The organism is Lacrimispora sp. (genome assembly GCF_047605665.1).
Taxonomy (GTDB): domain Bacteria; phylum Bacillota; class Clostridia; order Lachnospirales; family Lachnospiraceae; genus Lacrimispora.
The window spans coordinates 16,529-31,028 of sequence record NZ_JASGFH010000001.1 but is presented as its reverse complement, the minus strand read 5'-3'; the positions used below and the strand labels follow the sequence as shown (position 1 = coordinate 31,028).

General features: G+C 42.0%; 25 protein-coding genes. 23 read left to right on the top strand and 2 right to left on the bottom strand.

Translation table 11 applies throughout. The features are described 5' to 3' along the window. Window positions 1-47: 47 nt before the first annotated feature. On the bottom strand, window positions 48-521 hold the full coding sequence (locus QM657_RS00205; RefSeq protein WP_415064511.1) for a hypothetical protein: 474 nt from the start codon (window positions 519-521) through the stop codon (window positions 48-50). Between the two features lie 112 nt (window positions 522-633). After that, a complete protein-coding gene (locus tag QM657_RS00200; protein ID WP_415064510.1) occupies window positions 634-984 on the bottom strand; it encodes a TnpV protein in 351 nt (116 codons plus the stop codon). A 489-nt stretch (window positions 985-1,473) separates the two neighbouring features. Here QM657_RS00200 and QM657_RS00195 point away from each other — a divergent pair, with 489 nt between their 5' ends. From QM657_RS00195 to QM657_RS00085, 23 genes are all read left to right on the top strand, one after another. Beyond that, window positions 1,474-2,133 (top strand): amino acid ABC transporter permease, encoded by a 660-nt coding sequence (locus QM657_RS00195; RefSeq protein WP_415064509.1) that lies wholly within the window; start codon window positions 1,474-1,476, stop codon window positions 2,131-2,133. After that, complete coding sequence (locus tag QM657_RS00190; RefSeq protein ID WP_415064508.1) at window positions 2,114-2,791, top strand: amino acid ABC transporter permease; 678 nt, start codon at window positions 2,114-2,116, stop codon at window positions 2,789-2,791. Before QM657_RS00195 ends, QM657_RS00190 begins: the two co-directional genes overlap by 20 nt. 5 nt (window positions 2,792-2,796) lie before the next feature. Then, window positions 2,797-3,549, top strand: a complete 753-nt coding sequence (locus QM657_RS00185; protein ID WP_415064728.1) for an amino acid ABC transporter ATP-binding protein — start codon at window positions 2,797-2,799, stop codon at window positions 3,547-3,549. 25 nt (window positions 3,550-3,574) lie between these two features. Then, window positions 3,575-4,453 carry a cysteine ABC transporter substrate-binding protein gene (locus QM657_RS00180; protein ID WP_415064507.1) on the top strand — a complete coding sequence of 293 codons (879 nt, stop codon included), beginning with the start codon at window positions 3,575-3,577 and terminating at the stop codon, window positions 4,451-4,453. Window positions 4,454-4,468: 15 nt separating this feature from the next. Then, window positions 4,469-4,609 carry a hypothetical protein gene (locus QM657_RS00175; RefSeq protein ID WP_415064506.1) on the top strand — a complete coding sequence of 47 codons (141 nt, stop codon included), beginning with the start codon at window positions 4,469-4,471 and terminating at the stop codon, window positions 4,607-4,609. Between the two features lie 42 nt (window positions 4,610-4,651). Further along, window positions 4,652-5,434 (top strand): 4Fe-4S binding protein, encoded by a 783-nt coding sequence (locus tag QM657_RS00170; RefSeq protein WP_415064505.1) that lies wholly within the window; start codon window positions 4,652-4,654, stop codon window positions 5,432-5,434. Window position 5,435: 1 nt separating this feature from the next. Next, window positions 5,436-5,765, top strand: a complete 330-nt coding sequence (locus QM657_RS00165) for a DUF1801 domain-containing protein (protein ID WP_415064504.1) — start codon at window positions 5,436-5,438, stop codon at window positions 5,763-5,765. 24 nt (window positions 5,766-5,789) lie between these two features. Next, complete coding sequence (locus QM657_RS00160) at window positions 5,790-6,251, top strand: cupin domain-containing protein (protein ID WP_415064503.1); 462 nt, start codon at window positions 5,790-5,792, stop codon at window positions 6,249-6,251. Between the two features lie 64 nt (window positions 6,252-6,315). Next, on the top strand, window positions 6,316-6,684 hold the full coding sequence (locus QM657_RS00155) for an ACT domain-containing protein (RefSeq protein WP_415064502.1): 369 nt from the start codon (window positions 6,316-6,318) through the stop codon (window positions 6,682-6,684). Further along, complete coding sequence (locus QM657_RS00150) at window positions 6,662-6,898, top strand: hypothetical protein (protein ID WP_415064501.1); 237 nt, start codon at window positions 6,662-6,664, stop codon at window positions 6,896-6,898. Before QM657_RS00155 ends, QM657_RS00150 begins: the two co-directional genes overlap by 23 nt. A 33-nt stretch (window positions 6,899-6,931) precedes the next feature. Further along, window positions 6,932-7,486 carry a DUF1697 domain-containing protein gene (locus QM657_RS00145; RefSeq protein ID WP_415064500.1) on the top strand — a complete coding sequence of 185 codons (555 nt, stop codon included), beginning with the start codon at window positions 6,932-6,934 and terminating at the stop codon, window positions 7,484-7,486. A 60-nt stretch (window positions 7,487-7,546) separates the two neighbouring features. After that, window positions 7,547-8,023, top strand: a complete 477-nt coding sequence (locus QM657_RS00140) for a flavodoxin (protein ID WP_415064499.1) — start codon at window positions 7,547-7,549, stop codon at window positions 8,021-8,023. Between the two features lie 140 nt (window positions 8,024-8,163). Next, window positions 8,164-8,715, top strand: coding sequence for a GNAT family N-acetyltransferase (locus tag QM657_RS00135; RefSeq protein ID WP_415064498.1), 552 nt, complete (start codon window positions 8,164-8,166; stop codon window positions 8,713-8,715). 90 nt (window positions 8,716-8,805) lie between these two features. Further along, on the top strand, window positions 8,806-9,369 hold the full coding sequence (locus QM657_RS00130; RefSeq protein ID WP_415064497.1) for a DUF3795 domain-containing protein: 564 nt from the start codon (window positions 8,806-8,808) through the stop codon (window positions 9,367-9,369). A gap of 51 nt (window positions 9,370-9,420) precedes the next feature. Then, on the top strand, window positions 9,421-10,038 hold the full coding sequence (locus QM657_RS00125) for a lactate utilization protein (protein ID WP_415064496.1): 618 nt from the start codon (window positions 9,421-9,423) through the stop codon (window positions 10,036-10,038). 34 nt (window positions 10,039-10,072) lie between these two features. Continuing rightward, window positions 10,073-10,279 (top strand): hypothetical protein, encoded by a 207-nt coding sequence (locus QM657_RS00120; RefSeq protein WP_415064495.1) that lies wholly within the window; start codon window positions 10,073-10,075, stop codon window positions 10,277-10,279. Between the two features lie 113 nt (window positions 10,280-10,392). Then, window positions 10,393-11,121, top strand: coding sequence for an MBL fold metallo-hydrolase (locus tag QM657_RS00115; RefSeq protein ID WP_415064494.1), 729 nt, complete (start codon window positions 10,393-10,395; stop codon window positions 11,119-11,121). Window positions 11,122-11,145: 24 nt separating this feature from the next. Then, window positions 11,146-11,685: a GNAT family N-acetyltransferase gene (locus tag QM657_RS00110; protein WP_415064493.1), complete on the top strand. Its 540-nt coding sequence runs from the start codon at window positions 11,146-11,148 to the stop codon at window positions 11,683-11,685. Window positions 11,686-11,804: 119 nt separating this feature from the next. Next, on the top strand, window positions 11,805-12,326 hold the full coding sequence (locus QM657_RS00105; protein ID WP_415064492.1) for a GNAT family N-acetyltransferase: 522 nt from the start codon (window positions 11,805-11,807) through the stop codon (window positions 12,324-12,326). Window positions 12,327-12,587: 261 nt separating this feature from the next. Continuing rightward, complete coding sequence (locus QM657_RS00100) at window positions 12,588-12,863, top strand: DUF1905 domain-containing protein (protein WP_415064491.1); 276 nt, start codon at window positions 12,588-12,590, stop codon at window positions 12,861-12,863. A gap of 38 nt (window positions 12,864-12,901) precedes the next feature. Continuing rightward, complete coding sequence (locus QM657_RS00095; RefSeq protein ID WP_415064490.1) at window positions 12,902-13,294, top strand: DUF6157 family protein; 393 nt, start codon at window positions 12,902-12,904, stop codon at window positions 13,292-13,294. A 127-nt stretch (window positions 13,295-13,421) separates the two neighbouring features. Next, window positions 13,422-13,847 (top strand): GNAT family N-acetyltransferase, encoded by a 426-nt coding sequence (locus QM657_RS00090; protein ID WP_415064489.1) that lies wholly within the window; start codon window positions 13,422-13,424, stop codon window positions 13,845-13,847. 204 nt (window positions 13,848-14,051) lie between these two features. Further along, window positions 14,052-14,495, top strand: a complete 444-nt coding sequence (locus QM657_RS00085; RefSeq protein WP_415064488.1) for a GNAT family N-acetyltransferase — start codon at window positions 14,052-14,054, stop codon at window positions 14,493-14,495. Window positions 14,496-14,500: the final 5 nt, after the last annotated feature.

The window sequence follows — 14,500 nt, the reverse complement described above, 5'->3', positions numbered from 1 at the left end:
GCACAAGCTGAAGGTTTCAGCTTGTGCGCCCTTTGTAATATGGGAAATTATTTGGAATAAAGTCTGCGGGACAATTCTTGTGCAAGGTTTTTGTAACAGGCTTCCAGTCCGATTGTATGGAGATACTCTATATAATTGGGGAGCGCATTGGAAAATTCCATATAGCAATACCGTTCCAAAAGCCAGTCCATAAACCCCATGGGCGCATAACCAAACGCTAAGAGCATCTGCTCAATGTGCAGATATTTATATTCCTTGCCCTGTGGTGTTTCTTCAAAAAATGTCTTATGAACGGAACCGATTATATTAAACCGTTCCTGATAGCGATTGGCGAGTTTCTCCAAGGCCATAACCTCAGCCTGTAAGATTTCCAATTCTCTGCTGACAATCATCTGCTCACAGTATCGGCAGAAATCTTCCTCTGACAGAAATGGTACTTCTCTATTTTCTCCAAGCAATCCGTTTGCTTTCATTTTCTCAGCTATCGTTTCGCAATATTCTAAAACAACGGGGTTTTCCATGCACTCACCACGCTTCTGATTTTCTTACCATCATTATAGCAGCCGGAGTATTCGGATTCAAGAATGTGTGCGTTAGAAATGCCCTGCTGTTTGGTCAGCAGGGCATTTCGAGTTATTGGGAAATCAGGTCATGTATCACGCACTCGTCTGTAATTTCTTGTGCCATTTCAGATAAGCGGATGCGTTCCATGGTATCCTCATCCGATATAGGATGTGTTTTTAGATAGCCAGCTCGAATACGCTCCGCCATTTCAAAGCCTGCCTTGTCAATCTTCGCACAATGCTCTGCCAGCTTGCCGGTGAGAAGCAGTTCCCGGTACATCCCCGGTTTTTGTTCGTGCAAATAGATTAAACGAAGCCGCCCATATTTCCCCAAGTTATCAATCTCGGCTTTTCCATCAATCTCAATGTTAGGGTACAACAATCTGTCAATCTCAGTGTATTGAAATTCAAATCTTGCCATAAAGCAAATCCTCCAATAAAGACTATTTACAATTCATCGGTAATCGTTTGGCTGTGTGCTGAACAATCATGATTTTGTAAACATCCTTATTGGAGGACTGCTAAAAACTGTCTCCGTTTTTATTTGAGCTTTAAAAACTTTTCCGAAAAAGATTGACAAAAACGCAAGGGACTAGTATAGTAAACATATATGTTTAGTATGCTATGAATATGAGAGAGGAAAAAAGATATGAAAATCAATCGCCGACAGACCATGAATAACAAAATGCAGTGCTGTTGTTGCTGTAGATGCTTCGTCCATGAAGAGATACAGCCTGTTGGTGTGCGCATTTAAGTGTCTGATTTCCAATTTTTGTCTTGGAGTATTGAGAGAATAAATGGAAGGGAGCGGGTGTGTGCGCATGCCGCTTCCTTTTTCATTTTATATGAATGAGGGAGGAATATGATCATATGTATCAAATAGAGGATAAGGCGGGAGGAGAGAAAAATCATGGATTTTGAATTTATCCAAGCCCATGTGCCTATGTATATAGAAGCGGCGGGTATCACCCTCCGGATATCCCTGGTGGGGATTTTGCTGTCAACGGCCATTGGGCTTTTATGCAGCCTGGTCAAGGTTTTTCATATACCGGTGCTTAAAAATATCGTAAACGGATACATCGAGGTTTCCAGAAATACACCTCTTTTGATCCAGTTATTCTTTTTATATTTTGGTCTTCCCAAACTGGGGATCGTTTTAAGCTCTGAAAGTTGCGCCATTATCGGCCTGTCCTTTCTGGGCGGAAGTTATATGGCGGAGGCGTTTCGAACCGGAATTGACCAGGTGCCGCCCATTCAGTCGGAATCGGGACTCAGCCTGGGACTCACAAAGGGGCAGGTATTTCTCCACATCATCCTTCCCCAGGCCATTACCACATCGGTTCCGGTGTTTTGTGCCAACATCATATTTCTCATCAAAGAGACATCGGTGTTCAGCGCAGTTGCTCTGGCTGACTTGATGTTTGTGGCAAAGGATTTGATTGGAATTTACTATAAAACAGATGAGGCCCTTTTCATGCTGGTCATTGCGTACTTAATCATCTTGCTTCCAATATCCTTACTTTGTACCTGGTTAGAGAGGAGGGTCCGTTATGCAGAATTTGGGAATTAGAATCCTGTTTGAGGGAACCAACTTCCTGCGCCTGCTTGGCGGGCTCTGGGTATCCCTCCGGATTGCGGTCATAGCCATGGCGCTGTCTGTGGGCCTTGGAATTATTCTTGGCATGGTCATGACCAGCAGGAAAAAGCCCATTCAGATATTATGCCGCCTTTACTTAGAGACTGTGAGGATCATGCCTCAGCTTGTGCTCTTGTTCCTGGTTTACTTTGGAGCGGCAAAGCATTGGAATGTCAACCTTTCAGGCGGAACAGCAGCCATTATCGTATTCACCTTCTGGGGAGCCGCGGAAATGGGAGATTTGGTGCGAAGCGCCCTGGAGTCCATACCGGTTCACCAGTATCAGAGCGGTTTTGGACTGGGAATGACAAAGCTTCAGGTGTACCGCTACATCATCATCCCGCAGACCGTGAGAAGGCTGATTCCGTCGGTCATGAATCTTTTGACCAGAATGATCAAGACTACCTCCCTGGTGGTGCTGATCGGAGTCATTGAAGTGGTCAAGGTGGGAAAACAGATCATTGACGCTTCCAGATATACCATTCCCGATGCATCCCTTTGGGTGTACGGTGTGATCTTTGTGATGTATTTTGCAGTCTGTTACCCGTTTTCCAGGGCAGCCGCTCTGTTGGATAAAAAATTAAAGGATTGAGAAAAATGAGACAGGAAGAGATTTTAAAAATAGAAAACCTCAGGAAATCTTACGAAAATGGGCAGCCGGTATTAAAGGATGTTTCCTTCACCCTGGAAAAGGGAGAGGTAGTCGTGGTAGTAGGGCCTTCCGGATGCGGAAAGAGCACATTTTTACGCTGTATCAACATGCTGGAGCCCATTGATTCCGGGACGATCCAGTTTAAGGACCAGGTCGTTGACAGAAATGGCCGTGATGTTTATGAGATCAGGCAAAAGATCGGCATGGTATTCCAGAGCTACGATCTATTTCCCCATAAGACCATTCTGGGAAATATCCTGTTAGCGCCTTTGAAGGTGCAGAACCGGGATAAAAAGGAAGTAACAGCAGAAGCGGAAAAGCTTCTGGAACGGGTGGGGCTTTCAGATAAGAGAGATGCTTACCCAAGACAGCTTTCCGGCGGTCAGAAGCAGAGAGTTGCCATTGTGCGGGCCCTCATCATGCACCCGGAAATCCTGCTTTTAGATGAAATTACAGCCGCCCTGGACCCGGAAATGGTGCGGGAGGTTTTACAGGTAGTATTGGAACTGGCAAAGGACGGTATGACCATGGTCATCGTCACTCACGAAATGGAGTTTGCCAAGGCAGTGGCGGATCGGGTCCTGTTTATGGATCAGGGCGTCATTGTGGAAGAGAGCCGGCCGGAAGAATTTTTCACCTCTCCGGAAACAGACCGGGCGAAACAGTTTTTAAATACGTTTCATTATGAAGCGTTATAAAAAAATATAAATGGAGGATATTATTATGAAAAAGAAAGTATTAGGTGCATTGTTGGGCGTTGCCATGGCAGCAAGTCTTTTAGCAGGCTGCGGTCAGGCCGGAGGAACAAAGGAGAGCGCAGGAGCGGCAGGCGGAGCATCTGCACAGGCCAGAACTCTGGAAGAAATCAAGAAAGACGGAACCATTAAAATCGGCGTATTCAGCGACAAGAACCCATTTGGATACGTGGATTCCAACGGAGAAATCCAGGGCTATGACGTTTATTTTGCAAAGCGTATGGCAAAGGACCTGCTGGGAGGCGAAGACAAGGTTGAATTCGTATACGTTGAGGCTGCAAGCCGTGTAGAATATTTAAAGTCCGCTAAGGTAGATGTGATTTTAGCTAACTTCACTGTAACCGACGAGAGAAAAGAGCAGGTAGATTTTGCACTTCCTTACATGAAGGTTGCTCTGGGCGTGGTATCACCGGATGCAAATCTGATCAAGGATGTGGCAGAGTTAAAGGATAAGACTCTCATTGTGGTAAAGGGAACAACAGCGGAAACGTATTTCTCTCAAAACCATCCGGAAGTGAAGCTGTTAAAGTTTGATGAGTACCAGGAAGCATACGATGCGCTGTTAGACGGAAGAGGAGACGCTTTCTCAACCGATAACACAGAGGTTCTTGCATGGGCAATCCAGAACAAAGGATTTACCGTAGGAATTGAGTCCATCGGAAATCTGGATACCATCGCTCCAGCCGTTCAGAAGGGCAATAAAGAGCTGTTAGACTGGATCAACAGTGAGATTGAAACTCTTGGAAAAGAGCAGTTCTTCCATAAGAATTTTGAGGAAACCTTAAAGCCGGTATACGGCGATGAGATCGATCCGGAAAATCTGGTTGTAGAAGGCGGCCAGGTTTAAGAAATAGAAAACAGAATGAAACGGGCAGAGGCAGTCGGAGAATATCTGACGGCCTCTGCCCGTTTTAATATTGGATGGAAAATGGGGGGAGATGGTGGTACAATACAGATATGCGGGATGTTTTACTGTAATAGTCAGATGAAACTGAGAAAATAAAGGAATGGAAATGATATTGAGAAAAGAGGAGTCGGTGCGGGTATGAGATTATTTCAGATTTATTTTAGTCCGACAGGCGGGACAAAAAAGATTGTGGATATCATGAGCAGGTCATGGGACTGTGAGAAAACAGAAATAGATTTGTCAAATTCTTCGGAGGATTTTTCGGAATATGTATTCGGTGAAAATGACGTCTGTATGGTGGCAGCTCCTGTATTTGGAGGGCGTGTACCTATGCCGGCGACGTCAAATATCCGGAAGATGAAAGGGAATGGCGCAAAAGCAGTTCTCGTTGCAGTGTATGGAAACCGGGCTTACGAGGATGCATTGCTGGAGTTGAAAGATACCGCAGCATTGGCCGGATTCTGCAGTGTTGCCGGGGTTGCTGCTGTTGCACAGCATTCTATTATGAATCAGTTTGCAGCGGGCAGGCCGGACTTGCAGGATGAGGAGGAATTGACAGAGTTTTCTGAAAGGATTAAGGGGATTGCTGGACAAAATACATTGGAAGCTGAATTATGGGTTCCTGGAAATGATCCATACAAAGAATATAAAGTGGTTCCGGTGATTCCGAAAACCGGAGAGGAATGCAACCAGTGTGGTTTATGCGCGGAAGAATGTCCTGCTAATGCCATTCCCAGGGAGAATCCTATGTTGACGGAACCGGAGCTGTGTATTTCCTGTATGCGGTGTGTGGTGATCTGTCCTCAAAAGGCCCGTTATGCAGATGAGGGGCTTGTAGAGATGATGTCAAAAAGATTATGGGAAGTCTGTTCTGTCAGAAAGGAAAATCAATTGTTTCTTTTGGATTTTGCGGAGAATTGATATGAATAAGGGGATTCAGGAGTATATTGAAAGGTACAGCAAAGAAATACAAGAACTTTTTGCCGAGATACGGAAACTTATCATTGAAAGTACCCCGTGTAAGACAGAAGAAAAATTATGGGCAAAACTGCCAAGTTTTTATGTTGGGGATAAATTTGTAAGAATCATTCCTTTTAAGGATCATATTAATATTGAAGCTGCGGCAGTTATTAAGTATAAATCGCAATTGGAACAGTATAAAATCACTCCTAAAGGGATGCTGCAGATTTATCTGAATCAGGATATTCCATGTGTTATTTTAGAGTCGATTTTTATAGAATCATTAACATAGGTATATTTTAGGAAGGAAGGGCAGATGGAAATTAAAAATATTGATCAGCTTTCAGATAAATTTATCTGGCAGGATTCTGTGGGGTTAATTACAAAGTCATTGGGTGCTGCGGGAGGCAGTCAGAAGGTTTATGTGAATATCGATTATGTTCCGCCGAAAGCATACAGTACGAAATACCATAGTCATTCCCAGCAGGAAGAATTTTTTTTGATTCTTTCCGGCACCGGGACCTTGCGTTTGCAGGATGAGGAACGGGCAGTCAGGCAAGGAGATTTTTTTGCAAAGCTTCCAGGGCAAAACATTGCTCATACATTTTATAACTCCAGTGATGAAACTTTAGTTATTTTGGATGTTGGGACAAATGAAAAAGAAGATACCTGCTACTATCCGGATGAAGACGTATATATGCAAAAGTCAAATGAGCAGCGCCGTGTTTTTCGGGGGTCGGATTTAGATATGCTGTGGACATCAAAACCGAATCCTTGAGCGCTGCACGAGTTTAAATCTCAACACATGAGTAAAAAGAGGGATATTAAGGATGTGCGCTGCGATGGAAATTAAGATATTAAAACCAACATTTTCAGTATGTAAAATTAAGGACTTGTCCAAAGTGGACTATTCAGATGAATTCTGTTTTATTGGAAAAACAGATGAAGAATTGTCTTTGGTTTGCAGTTTGGAAAAAGTGCCGGAAAACATCACGGAATGCGATCATGGCTGGAAAGCATTCAGGATTCAGGGAGTATTAGACTTTTCTCTTATAGGAATTTTGTCTAAAATATCCTCTTTACTGGCTGAAAATAAAATTGGGATATTTGCAATATCTACATATAATACAGATTATATTTTAACGAAAGAAAAGGATTTTGAAAAAGCCATTGATGTTCTTAGATGCAATGGCTACGAAATTGAACAGTAAAATTCCCGTTTTTGGGTTGAATTATAAGCTTGTGTTATGGGTTTCAAAGCTGAACCGTTTATCAGATGCAGAATATGTTTCAAAGCAATATACCAAATGGCCGCTGATTGATCGAAGTTTTCTGGATACTGCCTTATGGCTGAATGGGGAATTGATGAAGAATGCAGCAGAAATAGGTTACGGGCGATTTTTATATAAACCGTGTGAAAAATAGGCGGGAAAACGTGATGAATATAGGAGGAAAGGCATGAAATATACCGCATTGTTCAGAGGGATCAACGTCGGAGGAAAAAACATTGTCAAAATGGAAAACTTAAGGCAGCTTTTTCTTGATCTGGGAGTGTCTAAAGTAAAAACTTATATTCAAAGCGGAAATGTGGTTTTTGAAACGGACTTGGAAGAAACGTATTTACAGGGAGCAATTCATACAGGCTTTGCTGAACGCTTTGGATTTGAAAGCCATGTCATTTTGCGAGATATAAATGAAATAGAGACATTAATTACTCAGATTCCAATCACACCGGATGAAATTGCGGCAGCAGAAGCGGCTGATCCGAAGGTGGAACATCTTTATGTCTGTTTTTTAGATATTGCGCCGGAACAATCGCAGATTGATTCCATTTGCAGGGAGTATGTCGGAAAAGATATGCTATTGGCAGGAGAGAAGGAACTATACCTTTTGTGTTATGAAAGCATACGAAATTCAAAGATGGCAGTTTATATAGGAAAATCGTTTCCGGTTTCCACTATGCGCAACTGGAAAACTGTTAATAAATTGTACGGTATGATGACTGATCTATGACGCCTGCATTGTGATGAATTGCAGCGGTTGAAGCAGAAATTACGAAAGGACATAATCCATATGGCTGATGCACTGGTTGTTTATTATTCACTTTTCCATAACACGGAAAATCTGGCATTAGAAATAGCGGCACAAACGGGTGGTGATTTAAGAGAGTTAATTCCTGAAAAGAATTACTCCTTTGACTATAATACGGCTGCTAAAGAAGTGAGAAATCAAATCGCTCAGGGATACACCCCTAAGCTAATATCCGGACATGAGCCAATCGATGAGTTTGGAACAATATTTATAGGATCGCCTAACTGGTTTAAAACAGTAGCCCCTCCTGTTCTGAGTTTCTTAAGGCATCATGATTTTGCAGGCAAAACAGTGATCCCTTTTTGCACCCATGGAGGAGGCGGATTTGGGCAAATTGTAAATGATATATCCAAAGAATGCCCTGATTCCATAATTTTGCCCGGTATTGCTGCAAACGGTATTGCAGCACCGGAAGATGTTGTGAATTGGCTTAAGGCGATTGGGTATGAGATACGATAGGTTCTTCTTTTACAGAAGGGGATGGAAAGCTGCAAAACTAAATTTCAGGACAATTTGAAAAGTTGGATTTATTCCGTGAATAAGAACTTTATAAGGAAACTGGAAGCACTTTAAAATAATAACATGGAGGGATAAGAGAGATGGAACATTGTGGAACTCAGGTATTGGAAACAGACAGACTTTTATTGCGCCGCTTTACAGCGGACGATGCAGAGGCAATGTATAAAAATTGGGCATCGGATTTGGAGGTCACAAAATATCTCACCTGGCCAGCTCATGAAAGTGTTTCAGTCAGCAGGGCGGTTCTCGATGGATGGGTTTCTGCTTATGAACATGAAAATACCTATCAATGGGCCATTGTTTTGAAAAACGAGAGCATGGAACCCGTCGGATCAATTGGAGTTGTGCACCAGGAAGAAAGAATTTCAATGGCCAGCATTGGTTATTGCATTGGACGAAAATGGTGGAATCAAGGCATTACTTCTGAGGCATTGAGCGCGGTAATGGATTTTCTGTTCGATACCGTTGGTTTTAACCGCATAGAAGCCAGACATGACCTGCTTAATTACAATTCAGGGCGGGTAATGAAAAAGTGCGGAATGAGATATGAAGGAACTATGCGGGCTGCGGATTTAAACAATCAGGGGATTTGTGATGCCTGTTATTATGCATTGCTGAAAACAGACCGTTAAGTTCCATTGCCGGAATGAGCTAAAAAGCAAGGTTACATATCATCAGCATACGGTTGAAACCGTAGAACAGGGATTTCACAGGTGATTAAAATGAAAGATTTTAACAGGACAAACTTATCTTTTTCCCTTTGCGGACTTAATTGCGGATTGTGCCCAATGGGTTTAGACGGGCATTGCCCCGGATGCGGCGGCGGTGTTGGAAACCAATCCTGTGCCATTGCAAGATGCAGCTTGCAGCATGATAACGTTGAATACTGCTTTCAGTGCCCGGAATATCCTTGCCAGAGGTATGAGGGGATAGAAGAATATGATTCATTTATTACGCATCAGCGGCAGTTAAGAGATATGATAAAGGCCCAGGAAACAGGAATAGAAACCTACAATGAGGAACAGCATCAAAAGGCCAGAATCTTGAAAACACTTCTGTCTGATTATAACAGCGGGCGCAGAAAAACATTCTATTGCGTTGCAGTAAACCTTTTACCTTTGAAGGATATAGAAAACGTGATGGAGCAGGTTGTTAAAGATGCATCGTTTCATGACCGGACAGCAAAAGAAAAGGAAGAAAACATAGCTTCCCTTTTTCAGGAGATGGCAGCTCGGCAGGGGCTGATACTCAAGCTCCGCAAAAAGCCGGCTAAAAAGAGTGAATAAGAACTTGCGGCAGCTTTTGGTGCCGCAAGAGTAGGTATAGCAGAGGTAAATATGGATAAGCGGATACAGGAAGCCATTTTGAATTTGCAGCGGAATAATATGGCTGGATATTTTGTTGAAACGAAAGAGGAGCTGCTTCAGCTTATGGCTTCCTTGATAAAAAATGGAGAACAGGTTGGCTGGGGAGATTCTGTTACCCTGGAAGAAACAGGAGTGTTTGAATTCATCCGCAGCGGGAGCTATATTCTCAACGACAAGCATCAATCTGGCTTGACACCGGAGGAAAAACGGGCGGTATATCTGAAAAATTTTGATGTTGATACATTCCTGACCGGCACAAATGCTGTTACACTCGATGGGAAACTATTTAATATCGATGGAAACGGGAGCAGAGTTGCTCCTATGCTGTATGGGCCCAGGCAGGTAATTGTTGTGGCCGGTATCAATAAACTGACAGATCATGTGGAAGATGCCATGAGACGAACAAGGCAGATTGCGGCACCGCTGGATGCGGTAAGGCTTAATAAAAATACGCCATGCACAAAGCTGGGCAAATGTATTGATTGCAGGCACGAACAAAGAATTTGCAATGATTTTGTTTTGATTGCGGGACAATTTGTGAAGAACAGGATAAAAGTAATTCTCATCAATCAGGAATACGGTTTTTAATTGGCGAATAAAAATTGCAAAGGAGAGATGTGAGTTGAGTAAATATAATTTATTGTGGGAATATGTTCAGAAAAAAGGAAGTCAGTCATTCAAGTTGAGTTTTGATGAAATCAAAGATATTGCTGGAATACCAATAGACCATTCTTTTTTGAACTTTAAAAAGGAATTGGCGGATTATGGATATCAAGTGGGTAAAATATCGATGAAGGAACAGACTGTTATTTTCAATAAAATTGACTGATCAGTTCTTAACTCCGTGGTGTTAGAGAATCTCATCTGGCAGAAATGATGGCTTTTCCCTTTGTGAGGGAAATGAGTCCTGGGCATATACATTTGTTCTGAGGGGGTGATTTTGTGCTTAATGCTGGAACCAGAATTGTGAACAATTGGATTTATTCTATCCCAGAAGGGTTTGTATTAATTGATACCGGATATGAAAACGGATTTGCGCGCCTTAAGAAGCGGCTGTCTTTACAAAGAATCGATATACGAGACATACGTTATGTTTTTTTGACCCACGCACATGACGATCATGCAGGTTTTTTAAATGAACTCTTTATGGAATCGGCTGATGTTCAGGTAATTATGAGCGCCAGAGCCATAGAGGGACTATATAGGGGACAAAATTCATTTGCCGGGGGATGTACCAGCCGGCTGGCTCTGTTTTTCTGTTATTTCATGAAACTGCTGGGAAAAGGCGGGCATCGTTTTCCGCCGTTGAACGGAGAATTTGAAAAAAGATGTATCCTCGTGTCGGATCACAATCGTGAAGAGGCGGGAATGAGGCTGGGCGGTTCCATTATAGACACGCCTGGGCACACTGCTGATTCCATTTCTCTTTTGCTTGGTGACGGCAGCCTGTTCTGCGGAGATGCTGCGATGAATGGGTTTCCAAGCCTGCATAAAACAGCAATCTGGGCAGAGGATAAGGAAGCCTTTCTGCAATCGTGGCAAACAATTATTGGGCTTAAGCCTGCAAAGATTTATCCGGGACATGGAAATCCATTTGATTACAGCGAATTAGAGAAAAACCAGTCTTATGCCCGTAAAATGAAGCTGTATTCTTTAAAAAATACAGAATAAACAGGCTTGAAAGGAGAGCAACCCATGAAATACTATAAAAAATTGGTTGGCAGCAAGGTTTACTTATCACCTATGTGTCCGGAAGACGCTGCAACCTATACAAAATGGCTCAACGATCTTTCCGTAACTGAAAAACTTGGCACATCACATAATACCGTATCTGTTTCTGGCGAACAGGAGTGGATGAGAGAGAATGCTCAAGGCAGACTATTTGCCATGGTCAAGACCGAAAATGATGAACTCATCGGCAATTGCGGATTTAATTCTATTAATCAGGTACATCAATGCGGTGAAATTGGGATATTTATAGGTGATGAAGAAAACCGAAATAAAGGCTATGGGTCAGAGGCGATGTCTCTTCTTGTGGATTTTGGTTTTAACTATTTAAATCTCAATAATATAATGCTGACAGTTTTTGATTTCAATGAAAATGCGGTGAGCTGTTACAAAAAAGCTGGTTTCAAGGAAATTGGCCGGAGGCGCCAGGCGTATTACTTAAAGGGTAAATATTACGATCAAATCTTTATGGATATCATTCGGTCAGATGGACACGGGTGTCATTAAAATTGAACAGCAAGTCTTTTAAAGCCATAAAGTGAGCCGTGAGAGCGGTTTTTTCAGCGCTTTTGCAGCATGAATATAATTATTTTAGAGGGGGATTTTATATTGTGGAAGGAAACACGATGAGAATTGAAAAAGGATGTCCAGATGATATTAATGAGTTGGAATGTTTATATAACGATTTAAATGATTATCTCGAAACACATATCAATTTTCCGGGCTGGAAAAAAGGAGTGTATCCTGTTAAGGAAACTGCTTTGGAAGGTATTGAAGAAGGCAGCTTATTCGTGATTAAAAATGGTAAGCAGATTGCAGGCAGCCTGATTCTAAGACACGAGCCAGAACCGGCTTATTCCAGTGCTGATTGGAAAACAGACTTGGAATATGAAGATATTTTTGTCGTATATACATTTGCCGTGCACCCTCTTTATCTAAAACAGGGAGTGGGAAAGGCGTTGATGGATTTTGTTATTCAACACAGCAAAGATATGAATATGAAAGCAATTCGTTTGGACGTGTATGAAAAAAATACACCCGCGATCTGTCTTTACAAAAAATATGGCTTTCAATATATTGATGCGGTGGATTTAGGCTATAGTGAGTATGGCCTGGATAAATTTGAGCTTTATCAAAAGCTTTTATGAATTTAAATATGTAAAACAATCCAAACGAGGCATTTAAATGAGTGGCTGCAGCATTTCATTTGAATGCTTTCGTGAAACAGATAGAGATGGGATAAAAATTGCTTTATTATTCCGAAGTGAGAATATGAACAGGCAAAAGAAGTGTTAAAATAGGACAGTAATAAAAAAGCATTAACTGAGCTGCACAGTAGAATAGCTAAAATCTCGTTTAATGAAGAAAAATAAACGCGAATTTTGATTTTCCCATAAAGGAGTTTTTATATGAATCAAAAGATATATGAATTTGATGAAATCATTCATAAGGTTCCTGACATGGACGGCGCATATGTGGAAATCCCGTTTGATGTAAAGGCGGAATTCGGCAAGGGCCGTGTGCTTGTTCATGCCACATTTGACGGAGAGCCATATGAAGGGCAGATTGTGAGAATGGGAACACCATGCCATATTATTGGCCTGCGTAAAGATATACGCCAGAAAATAGCGAAGCAGCCAGGTGATACGGTTCATGTGACAGTGCAGGAAAGAGAGAAGAGTTAAACAGGAACAGAATTCGATAGAAAGAGAGGACATCAGCCATGAAAACACACACGACGAACTATTCAAATGTTTTTATCGAAACAGCAGAAGATTGCCCGGTAAAAACAGCAGAAATTCCACCCGAAAAGGAACCGAAAACAGCGGCGCGGAGAGAATACGAAATGCTGGCTGGTAGTCCATATCGATACACCTCAGATGATGTGATCTATGAAACAAAGGGAGAGCCCAAAGGAATCAGCCGTGAGGAATTTTTCTCAAAAGGCCAGCCATGTTTCAGAGCATCGGCGCTGACCAAACGATATGGCTGGGGTGTTCATAGCGATGCAGAAAGGAAAATAGCCATTTATGCCATGGAATCTGAAGAATACAGTCACCTCAAGTCTGACGAGTCCATAGACCATGTAAAGGTCATGCGAAATAAGAAAAAGTAAGAGCTCTCAGGAAGCTGACAGTATTTGCTGGGAATCGCATCACCTGATGGGATGAGCCGGGAAAACATGATTGTGGATTGTCAATATATGAAAAAACAGTAAAACAAGAAATTATGGAGGAAAAATTTTGAATATACAACTTAGTTACGAGGCTCCAATGGCACAGGATTATGTGAATCTTCGTTTACGTTCTGGGATGGGAAATAAAGATATAAAGAGAAGCCAGATTGCACTGGGAAATTCCCTGTTCACAGTATCCCTTTATGATGAAAAAAGGCTGGTCGGATTCGGCAGAGTAGTTGGTGACGGAGGAATAACCTATGTTGTGAGCGATATTATGGTAGACGAAGAATATCGGCGGAAGGGTTTTGCAGAGCGGATTATGGGAGAAATTGACAATTATTTTGAAGAAAATACACATGAGGACAGCTATATCTGTCTGATAGCGAATTGCCCTGCGGACAAGCTTTATTATAAACATGGATTTCAGTATTTGCCAGAAGGAAGATGTGGAATGCTGCGGAATCAGAAGGGTAATAGCGCCAAATTCTGAGTCTGATTCGCATGAGGAAATAAGTTTGCCGGCAATTGGTTTATCTGAACGTGATGGAAAATGCAGTTACAAATTATTGAATTGTATATGAGATGATAAAACGGAAATTTGTAGTTGTAAAGGATGACTTTGGCAGGTTGTTGAAACGAAACATAAAATTAAAATTCTTCTGAAGAATTATGACAGAGAGGTAAAAATACACATATGCAAGAATTGGTAATAAGAAAAGCAACTGACCTGGATATGGGCGACATCATGAAGCTGCAGGTAAATGTATTTTCAGGAGAACAAAAGATACCCGAAAATATGATTGAAGTGATTGGAGAAGAGGCTGTCCAGTGGTGGTGTGCTACGATTGAGTCATCTATTGTAGGGGCGGTAGCGGCATGGAAAGAAGATGAGAAGATTCATTGGGGAAGGTTTGCAGTGAACAGCAGTTATAGAGGAAAACATATCGGCACGGCCCTGGCTAAATACTCATTGGAAGACTTATTTTCACAAGGGATAAAAGAGGTATATATGGAAGCGCGGGAGGCGACGGTGAAGATTATTTGTGATATGGGCGGGAAAATTGTTGGTAAGCCTGTCTCTTTTTACGAAGGTACAATAACTCCGGTGCTCATATGCGAAGAAGATTATTATAAATGAATGCC